The sequence below is a fragment of the Paenibacillus assamensis DSM 18201 genome, assembly GCF_000422445.1.
GTDB lineage: Bacteria > Bacillota > Bacilli > Paenibacillales > Paenibacillaceae > Paenibacillus_B > Paenibacillus_B assamensis.
In genome coordinates, this window is sequence record NZ_AULU01000003.1 from 359,469 (window position 1) to 376,682 (window position 17,214).

The 17,214-nt window shown below is 44.1% G+C and carries 21 protein-coding genes; all 21 read right to left on the minus strand.

Annotation, left to right across the window (positions count from 1 at the left end; translation table 11 throughout):
* Window positions 1–2 precede the first annotated feature (2 nt).
* The 21 genes from H580_RS0101450 to H580_RS0101550 all read right to left on the minus strand — a co-directional run bounded on the left by H580_RS0101450 (window position 3) and on the right by H580_RS0101550 (window position 17,213).
* Window positions 3–428 (minus strand): DUF2634 domain-containing protein, encoded by a 426-nt coding sequence (locus H580_RS0101450; protein ID WP_245583454.1) that lies wholly within the window; start codon window positions 426–428, stop codon window positions 3–5.
* Between the two features lie 2 nt (window positions 429–430).
* Window positions 431–673 (minus strand): DUF2577 family protein, encoded by a 243-nt coding sequence (locus H580_RS0101455; RefSeq protein ID WP_028593217.1) that lies wholly within the window; start codon window positions 671–673, stop codon window positions 431–433.
* Window positions 673–1,623: an XkdQ/YqbQ family protein gene (locus tag H580_RS0101460; protein ID WP_028593218.1), complete on the minus strand. Its 951-nt coding sequence runs from the start codon at window positions 1,621–1,623 to the stop codon at window positions 673–675. Before H580_RS0101460 ends, H580_RS0101455 begins: the two co-directional genes overlap by 1 nt.
* A complete protein-coding gene (locus tag H580_RS0101465; RefSeq protein ID WP_028593219.1) occupies window positions 1,620–2,339 on the minus strand; it encodes a LysM peptidoglycan-binding domain-containing protein in 720 nt (239 codons plus the stop codon). The genes H580_RS0101460 and H580_RS0101465 overlap by 4 nt, the downstream gene beginning before the upstream one ends.
* A 30-nt stretch (window positions 2,340–2,369) precedes the next feature.
* Window positions 2,370–4,670 carry a tape measure protein gene (locus tag H580_RS22935; protein WP_051217140.1) on the minus strand — a complete coding sequence of 767 codons (2,301 nt, stop codon included), beginning with the start codon at window positions 4,668–4,670 and terminating at the stop codon, window positions 2,370–2,372.
* A 187-nt stretch (window positions 4,671–4,857) separates the two neighbouring features.
* Window positions 4,858–5,265 (minus strand): phage tail assembly chaperone, encoded by a 408-nt coding sequence (locus H580_RS0101480; RefSeq protein ID WP_028593220.1) that lies wholly within the window; start codon window positions 5,263–5,265, stop codon window positions 4,858–4,860.
* A gap of 14 nt (window positions 5,266–5,279) precedes the next feature.
* On the minus strand, window positions 5,280–5,738 hold the full coding sequence (locus tag H580_RS0101485) for a phage tail tube protein (RefSeq protein WP_028593221.1): 459 nt from the start codon (window positions 5,736–5,738) through the stop codon (window positions 5,280–5,282).
* A gap of 17 nt (window positions 5,739–5,755) precedes the next feature.
* Window positions 5,756–7,075 carry a phage tail sheath family protein gene (locus H580_RS0101490; RefSeq protein ID WP_036604281.1) on the minus strand — a complete coding sequence of 440 codons (1,320 nt, stop codon included), beginning with the start codon at window positions 7,073–7,075 and terminating at the stop codon, window positions 5,756–5,758.
* A 1-nt stretch (window position 7,076) separates the two neighbouring features.
* Window positions 7,077–7,280, minus strand: coding sequence for a hypothetical protein (locus H580_RS0101495; protein WP_028593223.1), 204 nt, complete (start codon window positions 7,278–7,280; stop codon window positions 7,077–7,079).
* Window positions 7,277–7,699 (minus strand): phage tail terminator family protein, encoded by a 423-nt coding sequence (locus H580_RS0101500; RefSeq protein ID WP_028593224.1) that lies wholly within the window; start codon window positions 7,697–7,699, stop codon window positions 7,277–7,279. Before H580_RS0101500 ends, H580_RS0101495 begins: the two co-directional genes overlap by 4 nt.
* An 8-nt stretch (window positions 7,700–7,707) precedes the next feature.
* The gene (locus H580_RS0101505; RefSeq protein ID WP_028593225.1) at window positions 7,708–8,163 is read right to left on the minus strand and encodes an HK97 gp10 family phage protein; all 456 of its coding nucleotides are present in this window, start codon (window positions 8,161–8,163) and stop codon (window positions 7,708–7,710) included.
* A gap of 46 nt (window positions 8,164–8,209) precedes the next feature.
* Window positions 8,210–8,626, minus strand: coding sequence for a hypothetical protein (locus H580_RS0101510; RefSeq protein ID WP_028593226.1), 417 nt, complete (start codon window positions 8,624–8,626; stop codon window positions 8,210–8,212).
* A 2-nt stretch (window positions 8,627–8,628) separates the two neighbouring features.
* Window positions 8,629–8,991, minus strand: a complete 363-nt coding sequence (locus H580_RS0101515; protein ID WP_028593227.1) for a phage head-tail connector protein — start codon at window positions 8,989–8,991, stop codon at window positions 8,629–8,631.
* An 18-nt stretch (window positions 8,992–9,009) separates the two neighbouring features.
* Window positions 9,010–9,933 (minus strand): hypothetical protein, encoded by a 924-nt coding sequence (locus H580_RS0101520; RefSeq protein WP_028593228.1) that lies wholly within the window; start codon window positions 9,931–9,933, stop codon window positions 9,010–9,012.
* A 75-nt stretch (window positions 9,934–10,008) separates the two neighbouring features.
* Complete coding sequence (locus H580_RS22940; protein ID WP_051217141.1) at window positions 10,009–10,743, minus strand: phage scaffolding protein; 735 nt, start codon at window positions 10,741–10,743, stop codon at window positions 10,009–10,011.
* A 308-nt stretch (window positions 10,744–11,051) separates the two neighbouring features.
* Complete coding sequence (locus tag H580_RS0101530) at window positions 11,052–11,390, minus strand: hypothetical protein (protein ID WP_028593229.1); 339 nt, start codon at window positions 11,388–11,390, stop codon at window positions 11,052–11,054.
* Between the two features lie 20 nt (window positions 11,391–11,410).
* Window positions 11,411–12,937, minus strand: coding sequence for a minor capsid protein (locus H580_RS0101535; RefSeq protein WP_157282631.1), 1,527 nt, complete (start codon window positions 12,935–12,937; stop codon window positions 11,411–11,413).
* Between the two features lie 192 nt (window positions 12,938–13,129).
* The gene (locus tag H580_RS26570) at window positions 13,130–13,204 is read right to left on the minus strand and encodes a hypothetical protein (RefSeq protein ID WP_245583473.1); all 75 of its coding nucleotides are present in this window, start codon (window positions 13,202–13,204) and stop codon (window positions 13,130–13,132) included.
* A gap of 380 nt (window positions 13,205–13,584) precedes the next feature.
* Window positions 13,585–14,085, minus strand: coding sequence for a hypothetical protein (locus H580_RS25290; RefSeq protein WP_051217142.1), 501 nt, complete (start codon window positions 14,083–14,085; stop codon window positions 13,585–13,587).
* On the minus strand, window positions 14,072–15,787 hold the full coding sequence (locus H580_RS0101545) for a minor capsid protein (protein ID WP_028593231.1): 1,716 nt from the start codon (window positions 15,785–15,787) through the stop codon (window positions 14,072–14,074). The genes H580_RS25290 and H580_RS0101545 overlap by 14 nt, the downstream gene beginning before the upstream one ends.
* On the minus strand, window positions 15,777–17,213 hold the full coding sequence (locus tag H580_RS0101550; protein ID WP_157282633.1) for a phage portal protein: 1,437 nt from the start codon (window positions 17,211–17,213) through the stop codon (window positions 15,777–15,779). Before H580_RS0101550 ends, H580_RS0101545 begins: the two co-directional genes overlap by 11 nt.
* Between the last annotated feature and the right edge of the window lies 1 nt (window position 17,214).

Sequence of the window (17,214 nt, forward strand, 5' to 3'; positions counted from 1 at the left end):
CGTTAAATGGTCACCTCCTCTGCGATACGCACTTGTCCAAAAATAGAAACGACAGTAAATTCTACTGCCGCCGTCCGCCTATCTACCATATGAATCGAAAAATCCGTCACATCCGTTATGCGTTCGTCCGCCAAGAGCGCTTCCGTTACGATTCGCTTGAGTTCACTACGCACAACCGCTTCGTTTTCCCCCATCACTACATTCAACTCAATGCCATAGTTCCAGCTGTAAATGAGATAAACAAATCGCTCCGTTTGCAGCACTTTAAATACCGCTTGCTTTACCGCTTCTATTTCATCAACAAAGCCAGTAATTCGTCCCTTTTGCACATCGAGACGATAGGTACGTGACGTCTGTTCTTCGGGCAATTCCAACTCTACATCCATGATCGGGATGGCTGTCTCAACTTGTTCTGGCAGCAATGACAATGCTACAACCTCCCCAAGACGACGAACTGCTGTCCACCATTGTTGCGCAGCAGCACCACAGTATCGCCTACAAGAAGTTCAGGCAGGTCGCGAGACATAATGATCATATCCCCTTCAATGACAAATCGACTATCTACTAAAATGTGAATAGGCGTTACCTTCTGCACCTGACCAAACATTACAGCAGCTGGCACACTGGCTGTATTTGCCTGCATAGAGATGCGTTTTATTTTTTCGCTCAGCATTACATCACCACCAGCTTCATATTCATTGTTTCCTTCACTACATCATGCTTACATTCATCGACAATGTACCAGCCGGACAGCCCGATTCCACTTAACTTTACAAAAATGGAACAACCTGCACGCACCGTCAAATCAGCGAGTGCCTCCACACTGAGCGATTGCTCGGGACGATTTTTCAATGCTAGCAAGTTGTCTGCTAGTTTATCAATTTGTGCTTTATTCAGATCCTGATCCACTTTTTCATAATGCTGCAGCACGCCCCATCTTGCCATTGAATGACTATTATGAACAACGTACACATCACGTTTTCCTGTCTCTTTATTGTCGCGAACGAGCTTAATTTGGTTCGCAGTTTCACCGTCTATATTGCTGCTGTAGTCATAGCTTGTTGCTAGACTTTGATCACCAACGATTAAGTTAATAGTACTTTTTTTCACATCAGAAATACGAAGCTGGCCATAATCATCCCACAAATAAAACATTTGCTTGCCGTGAACAAGTGTCAAATCCAGCGCTTTTAGAATGATGTCAAATAACGCTTTGCTGTCCTCTATCATAGAAGGGATAATGTAGCCCGTGTTGCTAAGCTGGCCTGTCTTAAGCTTAAAATCACCAGCAATTTGGGCGACGATCTGGTCGGCACGCTTGCCTTTAAATACGTACGTATCTTTATTTTTCAAATAGCGAAGTTGATCATAGGCAACTACTTTCGTCTCCCCATTATCAGACCTTGAATATTTAAAAACATAGCCGTGAAACAGTCCCTTACGGTCTGTTTTAAACGATACAATGCCTCCGTGCTCAATTACGATTTGCTTATCGTCCATCATCGTAAATTCAAAAGAAGCAGGAGACCCCGTGCGTTTCGTATTCCAATTCGCGTCAGTAACTAACGTCGTAATGTCGTAAGAAGTACCCGTCTTATTGTTTTGATAGTAAATTTGGATCATAGCACCAGCACCTGCCCTGAATAGATCGTATATTTCGGCAAGCCTGTGCCCTTGTTCCGCTTATCCATTAGCGCTTTATTTTTCGCATACAGTTGCGGATACTTGCTGCCATCGCCGTAACGCTTCTTACAAATGGCCCATAAGCTTTCTCCCTTAACTACGGTATGCGTTTTCGATGCTGGTGGACTGCCAGGACGCTTAGCCGCACTAGTTCTTACTTTATTGTCCTTTGTCAGCGTTAGTCGTTTGGGCGAATACGACTTCCATTCTTTTAATTTCAAGCTAAAATAGATGTCGCCAACCTCACCGGCACGCTCATCATAGCTCAAATCTTCGATGCCCATGCTGATGTTAATATCTAAATCAGTACCCGTTAAGAGAAACTGAATCGGCTGCTGGTTATCTCGAAAATCCTGGACCATACGAATACAATGAATAGGAGATCGCAATATATTTACTTGATTTACTGACTTCTCAGTCTCTTCTGAATCATCTAATTCAAACAAAAAACCAGCTACATACGGTTCATAATGCGCAGGAAAAAAGGACTCAAATGAAACTTCGCGGAGTCCTTTGCGCTTTAATTTATTGATCTCCCCGATTCCCATTACGGTTACGGTTTCATTATGTCCGGGAGAGCTAATTTCCAGCTTTTCAGGCAAGACAGGAATCTCAACTTGTTCGCCACCAAACTTCAAAAACATTTGATAACCCACCCTTGCCTCACCTCCCTCTAAACCTATTTTTTATGAATATGTTCCTTCGGCGCTCATCGCAATTTCATTAGCAAGGCGACGCTCCATCTCATTCATAACATCGTTAACATCTACTTTTTCGCTGATGCTAGCGTTCATTGCAATCGTTGGCGTCATCGTAACAAAGTTTTGTACATAGCGCATTTCCGCTACATCTTTCATCATCTGCAAATCTTCTTCTCCGATGTCCACTTCACTGTTCACTTGGCCCACTTCGCCTACTTTACCGATGTTCGGCATCTTGCCAGCTCCAGCAGCTCCAGTTATCCCAGCTGCTCCGCCTCCACCAAGTCCTTTGCCTTTGCTTTTGTCCAATCCGTTCTCTTTCATTGCATCTCCACTAAAACCAGAAGTGATGCCTTTAATCTTATCTTGCATACCTTTCGCCATGTCAGAACCTGCCTGATATCCTTTAGTACTAAATTCAGTAATGGACTTCGTTTCCAATCTTTGCGTCACCTTGTAGCCTTCCGGCATTTCACCCAGCCAGTCGTCCATCTGCTTCTGCAGACCTGTTACACTACCAGATAAATTAGAACCAAATACAGCATCAATCGCTTCAGCAATCCGTTTCACGGTATCAAGGACACTATTCGCCAAATTCACAAAAAGTCGCTTAACACTATACACGGGATGATTAAATACATTCGCAAAAAACTCTACAAACGACGCCCAATAGTTCCATATCCCGACGACAATGTTATAGATAAAGGCATATAACCCAAACAACGCACCTCCGATAAACCCAAGGACTTGATCAAAGGTAACACCCATATTGTTCAAAATAACGATTAGCACGCCAATGGCAGCACCGATGAGCAGAATAGGCCAGTTTGCTAACATAAAAGCCGCAAACGCTCTAAGTCCATTCACAACAGCCGCGCTTCCCCATGCCCATAACATCGAGATAGCCGTTACTCCCCACGCCCATATTAACGAAATTAGATACATGATGGCAGTGGTTGCGAGTACGGTTAAAATCGGACCAATAATCGACCAATTGGATTGAACAAACGAAGCTACTGTCGAGATTATGCTTATCAATCCTTCCACACCACTGGCAATAATCGCGATAGCCACCATGATGCCAGTAACCAGCCCAGCCCCAATATCACTATTCAAAAAAGCATTAATGCTTTCCATTACTCCAGCAAACGCCATCGTGGCAAAGTTTTGGATTTGGGTCCATGTCGATGCAAACGTACGCGGCATCGCCTTAAACTTCGCTTCAATATTATCCGAAGCTGCGAATAACGAACCCTTAATAATATCAGCAGTTAGCGCCCCTTCGGCAGACATTTTTTTCAGCTCACCGATTGATTTACCCGTAAAGTCTGCGATCGCTTGCGCCAACACAGGCGCATTTTCCATAATGGAGCCGAACCCATCCTCTTGCAGCTTGCCAGATGCCATAGCTTGAGTCAGCTGATTCACCCCTGATTGTTGTTCCGCAGCCGAGGCTCCACTCGAAGCAAATGATTTCTGCATCAGTTCTGAAAAGGCGACCATTTCTTTATTACTGTTAAACGAATCTCCAGCCGTCAATCCGAGCTTCGAGACCGTTCCAACCATATCGGTATAACCGGCTCCTGACCGTTGGGCTGATCCATGAACCATCTTTTGCAAGTCCACGTCAGACTGCTTACCGTCGTTGATTGATTTTAATCGAGCATTATTTTTCGTATGCGTATCTACCGCCTGCATTGCTGCACCTGTTCCCGCTGCTAAGCTTGCTATCGCCTGAGCCATGACAGTTTTAATACCGCCCCACGCAGTTTTTACTTGTTCAGCGTTTTTGGCCGCTACTACTTGCTTTCGATTCAGCATATCCAAGCGTTGACTAGTACCGCTAATCGCACTGCTTGTAGCTGTGAACGTCTGGCTGTAATTACCTCGTGATCGCTCGGCAGCATCAAAAGCATTTGGCAGCTCTGGACGCTGATTACCTTCGTTGACCGTACTTAAACGGGTATTGTTGTTGGCATACGCATCCACCGCTTGCATCTTTGAGCCTACTCCTGCAATTACTCCGCCAACGCCGCTCCACTCGTTCTTTACTTTCTTCGCATGATTAGCTAATTCTTGTTGCTTCCGATTCAGCACTTCCATCCGTTGACTTGCCCGACTGATCGAACTACTTGTACCTGTGAACATTCGTCCAGGAGATGTCCTTGCACTTTGTGCCTGTAACGTCTGCATCGATCTAATCACGCGCTGCGTCCCTTGTGCCGCACGATTCAACGTATTAGAAAAATTATCGCGCATCGCAAGCGTCGTCGCTATTGTCGACATTCACTCACCTCCTAACGCTTTCGTTTTGCTTTTTCAGCTTGCTTCTTTTCATTTTCGAGCTGTAAGTCAATGCTTGCATAAATAAAAGCCCGGACGTGCACAGGCTTATCCATGAGCTCATCCGGGCTAATTTTTAATCGATGCAGGGCATAGTGCGCATAGTTCGCTTCACCGTTACCCTGCCGAATTAGTTTTTTGCTTCTTCTACCAACTCATTAATATCTGTCTCGAATCCGTTCAGCTGCTGTACACGCTGTACAAGCTCTGCATATTGACCCGGATTAAACAGTTTATCAATTAGCGCTTCTGCTCCAAGCACACCGAACTTCTTCTGTAGTGCCGCATCTTTAAAGTTCGGCTCCACGCAGCAAGAGATCAAAAGGCGGTTTGCATACAAATCCGCATCCGTTTCAACATCTTTCTGATGCGTTCTCTTGTTGAAAGTGACTTTTTGACAACTTTTACGAATCTCTTTATTTTCAGCCTCAGTGATACTTTTAATCACAAACGGGAACGGAAACGGCTTGATGCTCACTTCCGTCTGTACCTCCGCCAACACATCATTGTTCATTAAGAAATCTTGCAGTTTACCCATTTAGAAAGTCCTCCTTAAATTTTGTTAAACGGCGTCGCAATGTCAAAGTCTTCAAATGTGAAATCTGCTTCTTCATCGAGTGGATCGTCAGAGTCGCCATCCAGCTTCGTCAAAATAGTAGAGTCGAGGTTAACCCCAAACAAATTCACCACTTGTTTGCCTGCTGCACTAGCTGGATCTTCATTTTCGATCATCATGTTAAAGTAAACGTCTCGGCCTGTATCTTTATACTGCTTCAACAAAGAACGGAACAGCGGCGTCATATAGTAAATGGTCATACTGCCAGTACCGCTCATACCCGTCGTCTTATGACCTGTCATACGTTTGCCAATCGACTTAATTTCCGATTTGCTTTTCTCAATCGTAGCTTCGATTGTCTTTGCAAAAAACAACTCCTCGTTGTTTCCATTAATTTTGGCGTATGCTTTGCCCTCTTTGCCATTAATCGTATCTTGTGAATGTAGTTTCGCCATTTATATATCCCCCTCTCCTACACAACTTGAACCGTCATGTAGAGCTTCTCCATACTATCGTTAGGCTGCAGCACGCTATGCACGGCTACATCACGCTTGCCAATGCCTTGCTCAATCGTAATGTCCTCACTATCAAAATTGCTAATCGCACCGACTGCCTGATACTGCAGCGCTAAGGAAACAAGATCAGCCTTAAACAATTGGCGTCCCGTATCATTATTCGTAACAAGTCCGATATAAGACGCACCGAAAATACGGGCAACATCGTTCGCCCAGCCATCCATCACACGCATCACACGATTGCTCGTCCAATCCGGGGACTTGCCACCGCCAAATGTTACCAAGCTATTAATATCGGAAAGTACGCGAGCTCTGCTGCCTTCGCCGTAAAACACAAACTCTCCCGCCTTAATCGCTGCTTCATACTGACTCTTCGTATATTTGACATCTACGTCTACAGCACCGTCATATACGGTGTTTGTTAAGCTTTGATTAATTTCCGCTGCCGCTGTAGCACCCGCTACCCACGCAACCGCTTGTTCACCCGAAATGACTGTCGTATCTTCGAGCACAACACCGTTCTTGACGTTAATGATACCCTCGTGATCAGCAGGCTGGTTGTGCAGTACGCATACCACTTTTTTGCCTTCATCTTCACGAAGACGCTTCGTGAACGCTACAAACAACGACTTCACACTCGTCTCTGTACCTGGATAACCTAGTACGTTAAAGCTCTCAACTTCGAGTGCAGTCAAATAACTGCTGTACGTTGTTCCGTTCGCTGTCCCATTTGTCCCGCCTGCTAATGGAGCCGCAGCAGCCGCTACAAGTGCTCCTGTCGTACCGAATGTAACAAAGTCATTCGCTGACAAGGCAGCAACGGAAGTTACGGTTTGTTTGTCTACCTCTTGCATACCTAAGTAAGTAATAACATCAAAGCCACCTGCAGGATTCGTCAGTACTGCCACTCGAATGTCATTGCCGCGCGTACCGCTATATTTAGCTGTTGCCGTAAGACCACCTGTCGTCTTCGTTGCCTTAGCGCCGCCACTGTTTACACGATAAACGAGCAATGTTTTCGCACGTTTAAAGCATTCACGAATAAGCAGCATCTCTGGCGCAGTAGCATCAAAACCAAATACAGTTAACGACTGTTTATTAAAATCAGCCGCATCCATCTTAATAAGCTTGTCCTCTGCACCCCAATTTAGTTGTAAAGGCAATGAAGCCACACCGCGAGCCCCCGCGGTTACACCGCCGCCTGCAGACACAAAGTTAATATAAGCGCCTGGCAGTACTTTATTTTGAAACGTAAATGTTCCGCCTCCGATTGGCATACTAACACACCTCTCCCATCATAAATGTTTGAATCATCTTGTTTACCTCTGCTAATGTGTACAACTTCTCGTCTTCTAGCAGCGCTTCCAGTACATCTGGATTGAAGTCACTAGAGTTGTGTTCCTTAAGCTGCCACTTATAGAAAGAAGGTTCTGATAATGTATCAGAACCTTCTCGCTTGCTCTTCTTTATCGCTTCTGTCAAGGTGAAATCCCCCCTATCATTTGCAACTTGCCCATCGCATCTGCCGCTACGGGATCTTTCAACCCGCTTACGATGACGTCGAATGTAAAATGAAATACCATGTCATCCCCAGGTTCTGCTTGCGCTTTACTCACGTGAACAACTTGTCCATTTACATTTAGTTGCTCGAACTCAAAGTATAACTTCTCTGCCCAGTCGTGAAAGGCCATATTGTCTTTTGCAGACTTAAAATGCAGCACCTCAAAGCTGTACGTCCGCATACGCCTTCGTCCCAGCTTCGTTTCATGCTGCTGCTCCACGCAGCGAATGAAATGATGGCCATCCGCTTGTTTCGGAATTTCATCTACATAGATGAGTCGGTTGGGGTAAACGGACTTTAGGCGTTTCGCGATTGCTTTGATCAGATCGTTAACGGTCACTCGTCACATCATCCCCTTTCAAGAACCTGTTTCAATCGGCTGCTGAATTTGCGCTGCAATCTCGACTGCCTAGAAGCCTCCGCCTGCTTCATTGCACGACGAAGGATATAGCGTCCTTTCACAAAGGAACCTGACTTCGTACGTCGACCATATTCAATGACGCGTGCATACGGTACATTGTTGTATACGTCAATTTGATAGGTCATACCGCTTGTCCTCGGCTTGCTGCCATCATATTCTTTATTGTTAGCATGAGCACGAGTATGATTACCCGTATGAAAATGATTGCGATAGCGTCCCGTATCCACAGCGTCAGGGTTGCCACTGCTTGCGATTACTTTCGCTTGGCGCGCTGCATGTTCCCCTTCTTCGATAAGCAGCTTCTGCGTAACCTTTGGCGCTTCGCGCTGCAAGTTGAGCAGCTTTTGACGATATTTAATAAGCTGCTTAACGTTTGAGCCCATCGTCCATACACCACCTTTACTTCAAGCCATTGTATCCATTTCCCTATCATGCCAACTCTTCCACCTTTAAGCGCACCTCGTTGTGCGTTGCATATCGCTTAGGTACACCTACCACTTCGTGGATGCTGGACAACTGAGCTTGTCCAAATCGTTGGACCGTCACACGATCTCCCGCTTGAATAGAAGCAGTTGGCGCTACATACATCTTCGCTTCGTATTCAATTCTGTGCTCTGCTGCTGTTTGATTGCTTCTGTCACTGCCAGCGGAAAATGCGCATGCGAGGTTTGAATAGACGTCCGTCCATGTTGTGCGGACGATACCGTCTACATCTTCTACAGCAGCCATCCGACTGACACTGCAAATATCCTCGTACGTCAATTCAAGCGCAGTTCGTTCAGCTGCTGCATTACCGAACTTACGGAAATGCAGCCCCGTTGCAGCCATAGCAATACGTTCCAACATAGCTACCACCTCAGCTTTCGAAACGCCTGCAATTGCACTTTGTAATTGTCAACGATGTCCTTTACACCACGAATATCTCCAACCGACTTCGTATCGAAGCTAGTAGATACATCCCCGCGGCTTACAGACTTCGCTGCTGGCGGAAGTTGTTCGCTGCCGTACTTTTCGGAGCGCCACATATCCGCCGCCATGCGAACTGCAACATTTTCGAGCATGATGGGCATCTGGTCCAGGTTGCAATAATTAAGCACCTCATCGCATACCGTCTCCAGCACCAATTGCAAGAGGGAATCTTGTTCAGCGCCCGTAATCCCAAGCACCTGCTTTAACTTCGTTAGCATCGTTATTGAGATTGTTGAAGTCATAAGGATCACACTCCTACCTTACGATCCGATATTTACCCACACACCGTCGATCTTGTTATCTGGAATCCACAAGTCATGGTATTTGCGATAATCCAATTTCCAAGCGTCTGCCTTCTGATTCGTATTCGGCTCAAAAATACGTACTTTCTCTGTCTTGGACACCGCGATCGGGCTGCGGCGCACTGTAATGATCCAGTTAATCGGTTTAGCGCCTGTTGCTGGCACAAAGCCACCATTCGTTTGCCCTGTTGTCGAACCGTCGTGGAACACATAAGCCGTCTTCATACGAGCGGAAGGAACACGAATAATTGGGTTGTTGTCGAGTACTTTTACTTTTCGGGAAATATTGCCCTGCGTAAACTCAGCAACCTCCAAGTTTTTCTCCACTTTATCAGCAAGATCAAGCTGCTTCGCCGCATGTGTCGACATCGTGATGACCATTTGCTCATTTTCACCAATGATATCTTCAATTGCAGTAATATCATCAAGCAGCTTGTCATAAATCGTTGCCGCCGCTGGTGTATATGCCGTTGTATTTACTTTGCCTTTGGCGTTAGCCATCGCGTAAATTTTGCTGTAGCGATACGCATCAATCTCAGGCACCACTAATGTGCGCTGGAACTCGCCCATCACATTAGCAGCAGTCGCAGCAAAGTTGGACTCATCTACATCCATCGCATCCAACTGGAACGTGCGACCACGGTCCTGCGTCAACGCATATGTACCATAAGTTAGGGATACGGAGCCTTGTACGTAACCACGATCACGGTCATAATCACCAAGACCGTCCATCGCGATCTTCGGAATTTTCACCTCGTTGCCGCCTGCGTATTTCACTTGTGCTGCATTTTCTTCCATCCATCCAGACGTCGCCAAAGCGACCATCTGCTCATCCAGCGAAGCTTGAAACAGCGTCGCGTATTGGAGTGTATTAATTGACATGTACATTCATCCCTTCAAAAGTGGTTGTTAAAAATAGAATCGTTGAAGCAATTACCATAGAACGCTGTTGGTTACCTACAGCGTAGGCAAGCCCATTGCCGCACGCACTGCCGTTAGATTAGCAGCTTGTGAGTTAGGCGCTATGCCTGGATCGGCTGGTCTTGCCCCATGAATGGCTGGCAAGGTGAGGTTTAGAAGCTGATCCTGATTGAGCATTGCGGGATTGGACTGTAGTTGTCCCGCTTGTTCCGCGTGGATAACTGGAGCAGTACCATCTTGCATCTGCACAGAGACTTGTTGACCATTCAGTGGATTCTGATTGATAAACAAATAAGGCTTCGCCACTCGGATTGGAGCAATAAGTTCTTCCAAATCCTGTTTCACATTGCCCGCTTCATCCAGCTCAATCTTCTCCATGTCAATGAGATTGATTAGGTCTTCCGTGTCATGCACCTTGCCTGCAAGCGCCATGCGAATAGCAGCAGCACGCTGGATCGAAGCAAGCTCTGCTTGGTAATTACGAGCAAGCTCATCCAACTTGCCCTGCGCCACAATAACATCGGTAGCAATCTTGGAAGGATCACCGCTGCCGCCTATCGCTTTTAGTGCATCTGCGGCTGCCTTTAAGGCTGCTTCTGCACTCGCCTTGCCTTTCGTTACGGCATCAAATTTTTCTGCTGGCACGTAACTGCCATCGTTGCCCACGACCAGGTCAACGTCTTTCCCCTCCTTCCCTTTGCCTTGCAGTGCAGTTTCCACTTGCAAAGCTAGCTCTTCACCCAATAGCATTTTGATTGACTCAACAATCATCTTCTTGCTCCTTCCCGGCTGTTTATATAGCGACTTCCACGCTCATTGCCGCCACCAGTATGTCTAGGACTGGCTGCCTGAAATGGGTATAAAAAAACCACCGTCTCTTGTTAAGAGAACGATGGTTTAATCATCAGGTGTTAAGTTGTGATATGCAGCTCATTGAACGTATTTCTTAATTTTCTATATTACTATATTAATGCCTAATGAACCCAATGACCTGCACCGATTCTGCATGTAATCTGCAAAATGTCTGCAAGGGTGGAAGTTAATATATTAATAATCAAGATCTCTTATTTCAGTTCTATTTATGAATACCACTCCCTGTCTGAAAATCTATCATCATTTTCACTAGATTTTAATTGATTTAAGTTAATGAAGCTTTTGATCTCTGATCGGATCACTGACTTTTCCTTGCTCCCAACAATAAATCCTCTATGGCTATTCCAACTCATATCAACCTCTACATCTATATCCATATCCTTACACCAATCAACAAAATCATACATAAGCATGGTAAGACAGATGTTGAATGTATCAAGAGAAACCCATATAATTGTTCTCTCATCTTCTAGATCCTTTTGTCGTAACTTTAAGTCCCCACTTACAAACCATTTCATGTTTTCTTGCTGTTTCTCTACTAACATTAACTCCACTCCCCTATATCCTATTGTTTGTATAACCCTGTTAGTACATCCATCGCCGGGCTTGTCCTTATACTGCTATAAATAAGTTCCTCCCATGAACCATACTTTTCGAACAGTTTATCTGGGGTAGGCCCCTCTGCTCTTCCATATTGTTGAATATTCCGTTCTTTCATGGCTTCGAGGGCTTCAAAGTCATTATTATCAATATAAGATTGCATTCTGTCGGTGTTACGCTTTTCAACCATCATTCTTGCAATATCCTCAATTAACATTCCTTTGCCCTTAAGTTCAGCAACCTCATTCTCAAGCTTTATTTTCTTTTTCTCCATATTTTGAAGATATTCTTGTCTTTTAGCTCTTGCAGCAGCAACTTGTTCATGATTAGTCCAGTCTACTCCAAACTTATCTAATGGGGACCCCTTTTTAGGAGAATATCCATAAACTGCACTTGGATTGGACTCAATTTCCTTTTCTATTTTAGGATTGCTTAAAGGATTGAATTCAGGTAGTTTATTACTCATCCCCTCAACCCGCTCCATATACCACTGCTCATATGTCATGTCCTTGGGTAGAGGTTCATCGCCCAAACGCGACTCATCCATGCCATCAGCAACTTCTATTGTAGTCGAACGGCAACGCGGGTGCATCGGTGGATAGTTTATACGTCTTTGCGCATCCGCTACGTTAAACTTCTGCCCATCCAAACTTAGACAAGTATCACTTGTACGTCTATCTAATTTTGCCACATATTCATATTGCTTTACACCAGCCGCTTCGTATGCCGACCGAATCGCTTCATTATGAAAATACGCACTTTCTCCACGTACAAGAATCTCTATATTTTTAAACGATGCTCCCAACTGATCGGACAGTTCTTTTGATAGCTCCTTACTGCCTTTACCATGACGCAATCCTTGTGTGACCTTTTTTTGCATTTGAAAATACAACATCTTAATATTTTCTGCCATCCGATCCACAAAGTTAACACCATTCCACGGATAAGATAATACATCGTTCATCTCCGAATCGAGCTTCTTAAACTCTCGTAACGAGCCATATCGCTGCTCAATATCGAATATTTTCTTATAGTACGCTTCCGAATACAACGCTTCAAATACATTCCACATCTGACGAACATTTTTAGCGCTCAAATCATCCAGCACGATCCCCATTTGTCCAGATAAAAGTTCAAGCCGAGTACTCGGAGAGGCAATACACTTCACCATCTTCAGTCTAGATTGCAGCAATTGTTTAGCAGCAGCATCCTTCTCCTCATTGATGCGCTTCGCCCAATCATCTACACTATCCTTCCATTCTTTCATCTCTGCCATATTCAGTGATTTGGCCGCTTTATCGTTCGCTGACCCTTGTTCATGCTCATAACGTACCAAAAAATCATTTACACTAATCCGAATCTCTTGTCCCGCTTGGTCATATTGCTTGAACAGTTCCCGAATTACCTCAGAGCCAACTTCTAAACTTTCTTTCTCCCGAGTTAACGCACGTTCCAGCCATTGCCCATCATTGTCCTCCAATACTATCACCACCTGTCTGATTCCCCAGCTTATAAATGGACAGCAAAAAGACACCTTCAATAGTAAGAAGGTGCCTTAACGTTCAGCCACAGTGACTGCCATTTATGTAATTCGTTCCACACTACGATAATTCTTCAGAGCCAAATCATTTGATGTTTGTTATATAGAAGTATAATCCTTATTCCTCTATGATTAGAAAGATCCTCACGGTTTAATACCGGACCCATTAAATAATCTTTCCCATGCTTCTGTTGCATTGTCGCCTAATTTGCCTGTAATACAGTAAACCTTTCCACTTTCCGAAACAAATAGGACTAAAAATTACTATCAATTAACCCTACTGGAACTAGTTTTTCTTGATCATATTTTTCCTCGGCTTTAAAGTATCATACCTATCAAATCTGCAAGTTGTATCTTTGGTTTCATCGTTTATAGTATCCTCTATCTCAAGGTTTTCAAATGCCATTCTGTAATTGATTATATGATGGGTTAATCAGAAATTTAATGGTATATTTTATAATATTTTCTACTTGTATAATTGTATTTTAAGCAAAAGGCGACGGCTAAACAGAAACCACAGCACTGGAGGCTAGCTCACATTGGTATATTTGATATTTAAAAGAATATAAAAAATAATGGATTACATAATCATTACTAGATCACTTTTTAAGTGTTAATTTAAAGTCCTTATCATTAATAACTAGTTCACTACCAATATTAACAAGTAAATCAGAATATCTCCCCTCTAATCTATATTTAAGTTCATTTATAAGAGGTGATATGCGCATATACAAATAAATCTCAATAATTTTGTGACTATTAGGATCGAGAAACATTGTTACTTTAGCAATGTCGTTTGCCTTTCTATTAACCTGATTAACATTGTAGATAATCTTATTTTTTTCATCGACTCTCTTTTTTTCCATTCCAAATAGACTACCTAAATTGATATAGTTGGGATTTCCTTTTCTAAATATTGAAACTAGATCAATTAACAATCCATCAAGAGGCTTTTCAAAGAAATTTTTTTGTAATTCGTCCCACTCATGATCGATAAAAGTAAACCAATTAGGGCTTACCGATGAAGTATCAATCATCCCAGGCTTTGATTCCTCGTATAAATCTCTTTTTAAGCCAACTTCATCATTATTTATAGACATTGTAAATCCCTCCAATTTGAACGGATATAACTTCCATTAACATATCATTTACCCTAGCATACCCTTCTTCTCTGTAAATTCGCATTATTTCAGGATTATTCCTAAATGAGCTTTGAACGTTTTCAAAAATATCCCTTACATCATAATACGGGACATTCCAGCCGTTTGGTCCTCTCTTCATACTGAAGGTAACACCACTTGGAAGTGCCGCACGGATTTCCGATGCATCAAATGCAATCGCAGTTTCAAAGTCTTGCCAACTAAACATCCCATTTGTTGGATGGTTATGTGTTACAATAGCATCTTTAATTTGATCCTTATAAGACGAAAAATTAATTTTCGTAGGGTGGTTATCTGTAATTAAATTACTTAACACATTACCATTTCTATCAAATACAACACCATGCTCGAACTCCTCAGTTTTAATCATGTCTTCTAAATATTTTATTGTAGATGGAGTAGCATCTATACCACCACTCCCGCCTACATATGGGTCTCCTTCGGAAACATTTCCCGTCCCCTCAATCCGGTCCTTCGGCTCATACGTCACTTCCCTCGACAGAGAAAGCCCACTCATACGCGATTCATACATGTCATTCTCAATTTCAACCGTAATCGACCGGCATCCTTCGTGAAGCGGAGGGAAGTTAACCCCTATTTTCGCATCAGACACTTCAAATAGTTGTCCATCCAGCTCACGACATTCAGCACTTGTACGCTTGTCCATCTTCGACACATACTTATAATGCTTCACACCACTCGCTCGATACGCAAGGAGAGTCGCTTCACTATGAAAATAAGCAGACTCCGTATCAATGATACGTTCCACCTGCTTAAATGAAGCGCCCATGCGAGCGGCCAAATCTTTCACAACAGCCGAGCTACTCTTCCCCTGGATAAGCCCTTGCACCATCGTCTCTCGCAAATGATAATGCAGCTTGTTCATGTTAAATGTCAAGCGCTCTGGGAAGGTAGTCCCGTTCCACGGATTCGATAGCACTTTCGCTATCTCCTCCGCATCGAGACGGTCATCACGCATCTCTTTATCACCGAACTGCTCTTCATTACGCTGCTTCGTATCGAATATTTTCTTAGCGTACACGTCCAACAGCAATGATTCAAATGCCCTTCCCATCTGCTGAGCGCCCGCTACATCCAGCTTGTCAAGTGCCATACGCATGTGCCCAGACAATACGTCAAACCGCGAGTTCGGAGGACTCGTACCGCATGTGATCCCTTTCAGCTTTGCCTGAAGGCGCTCACGCACACTAGGATCTGATTCTTTGTCAATGCGGTCCGCCTGCAAAGCAATACTGTCCTTCCATTCTTTTATCTCAGCAGTCTTCAGTTGCTTTACAGCTTGATCATACGGCAGAACCTGCCTTGCCCCTGCCATTTCATTAAATCCGTTAATTCTCTCAGCGCCTTTACTGCTCCCGCGAACCGCATAGCGACCATAAAAATCGTTCACCATGCGACGAAGATGACGTGCGGTACGATCATACAGCTGCTTCAACTCGGCCTTTAATTTCGCTCCTGTTGCAGCACTCTCTGCTTCAAGCTGTATCGCCCGCTCCAGCCGTTCCGCCTCACTCCTGCCTACCTGTTTGCCTTTCTGCTCTACTTGATCACTACTCCCACCTATACCTGCATCTACATCTACATGCTCATCATCCTGCGCCAAGTGTTTCTCATCGTTCATCTTCTATGGCACCACCGCTCTGCGTGGCTCCCATTGCATCATCAAACAAGCCTGAACCAAACTGCTCAACCGCTTCCTGCTGCTCCTGTTTGAGCTGTTCCATTTCTTCACCCACATCGCGTACCCAAGGATGGTTGGCAAGCCGTGTCCGCTTCGAGATGATGCCTTCCGAATTGCGAATGTTCGTAATGATATCCGTCTCATTGACGGGCAAATCCGCATTAAATAGGACGTTAAACTTCTCTTTCGTAAAGTCCCCCTTGCCAGCGACTTGAAAATAAACATCAAAAAACACCTTCATCTGCACGAAGGTGTCTTGTAGTTCAGCTGCTAACGCTGCACAATCGATATCCAAATCCATATATCTAAAATTAATCGCCGTACCACTCGCACTACCGAGATTAGGGTCTTTCGTATCCACTGCGCTTGCGAAATCAAACATGTCACGACGATTTTTGTCCAAGAACGCCATCACCGCATCGACATTAATATCCGCTTGCAGCTTATCTACACCTCCATCTCCATCCACTTTAATCGCAAGATGCTGATTCAGATCTTTTACGAACTCACTCAGGTCTGTACCGCCATAATTTTTAATAACATAAATAAATTTCGCGACATCTCGCAGCACATCCGCCGTTACAGACGACTGCCAGTTGTAATCATTAATCAAGTCTTTAATAAAATATTGCAGCGGCAGTTCCTCTTCGTTATATTTCACCCAAGCAATTGGCACCGCATCGAAATTGTAAGGCTGCCCATCGATATGAAAATGAGCCTCTTCACACACTCCTGAGTCATAATCAGCTACAAGATTCGTACCACCGTTGCCGTTATTTTTAAACCGCTTTACACCGTTAACATCCCAATACTCCGCTCGCAGTACCGTCTTTTTCCTCGATCCATCATATACCATCTGCTCATAGAAGCGAATATAAGCCCCCATTTTCGTTCGTTCTGCATCTGACCAAAGCGGGATCACTTCCGTAGATGGCAACCTCATAAACTTGAGCTTTCCTCCATCAAAATAAGGAGCTATAAAAGCGATTCCGCTCTTCACAGCTCCTTTACCTAATGACTTCATTTTGCGGCGCAGCTCATTGTCGAATAACTCATTTAACGCCCCGCTATATTGTCTATTTTTACTGTCTACCGTAAACGGTTTGGATAATAAATAATTCGCCTTCTGATCAACGAGCTTCCTTAGAATAGGGTGCTCCATGCGCACATTCGATCGATTGCGAACGTCGTTATATTTTCGCTGGACATCTGACCGATTCCGATAATATTGCTCCGCCTCGGCCATCATTTTGTATTGTTCGGAAGCTCGGAAGCTTTTAATCTCTTCTTCTACAATTTGCTCAAGCGTCATCGGGGCATTGCCCGCAATAATCTGCTCCATTTCATATAACTGATTATCTAACAAC

Bases quoted from the DNA above. Each gene is read 5' to 3' on its own strand.
- H580_RS0101455 (WP_028593217.1), bottom strand. From the start codon at position 673: ATGCTGAGCGAAAAAATAAAACGCATCTCTATGCAGGCAAATACAGCC.
- H580_RS0101460 (WP_028593218.1), bottom strand. From the start codon at position 1,623: ATGATCCAAATTTACTATCAAAACAATAAGACGGGTACTTCTTACGAC.
- H580_RS22935 (WP_051217140.1), bottom strand. From the start codon at position 4,670: ATGTCGACAATAGCGACGACGCTTGCGATGCGCGATAATTTTTCTAAT.
- H580_RS0101480 (WP_028593220.1), bottom strand. From the start codon at position 5,265: ATGGGTAAACTGCAAGATTTCTTAATGAACAATGATGTGTTGGCGGAG.
- H580_RS0101485 (WP_028593221.1), bottom strand. From the start codon at position 5,738: ATGGCGAAACTACATTCACAAGATACGATTAATGGCAAAGAGGGCAAA.
- H580_RS0101490 (WP_036604281.1), bottom strand. From the start codon at position 7,075: ATGCCAATCGGAGGCGGAACATTTACGTTTCAAAATAAAGTACTGCCA.
- H580_RS0101505 (WP_028593225.1), bottom strand. From the start codon at position 8,163: ATGGGCTCAAACGTTAAGCAGCTTATTAAATATCGTCAAAAGCTGCTC.
- H580_RS0101510 (WP_028593226.1), bottom strand. From the start codon at position 8,626: ATGTTGGAACGTATTGCTATGGCTGCAACGGGGCTGCATTTCCGTAAG.
- H580_RS0101515 (WP_028593227.1), bottom strand. From the start codon at position 8,991: ATGACTTCAACAATCTCAATAACGATGCTAACGAAGTTAAAGCAGGTG.
- H580_RS0101520 (WP_028593228.1), bottom strand. From the start codon at position 9,933: ATGTCAATTAATACACTCCAATACGCGACGCTGTTTCAAGCTTCGCTG.
- H580_RS22940 (WP_051217141.1), bottom strand. From the start codon at position 10,743: ATGATTGTTGAGTCAATCAAAATGCTATTGGGTGAAGAGCTAGCTTTG.
- H580_RS0101530 (WP_028593229.1), bottom strand. From the start codon at position 11,390: ATGTTAGTAGAGAAACAGCAAGAAAACATGAAATGGTTTGTAAGTGGG.
- H580_RS25290 (WP_051217142.1), bottom strand. From the start codon at position 14,085: ATGTCTATAAATAATGATGAAGTTGGCTTAAAAAGAGATTTATACGAG.
- H580_RS0101545 (WP_028593231.1), bottom strand. From the start codon at position 15,787: ATGAACGATGAGAAACACTTGGCGCAGGATGATGAGCATGTAGATGTA.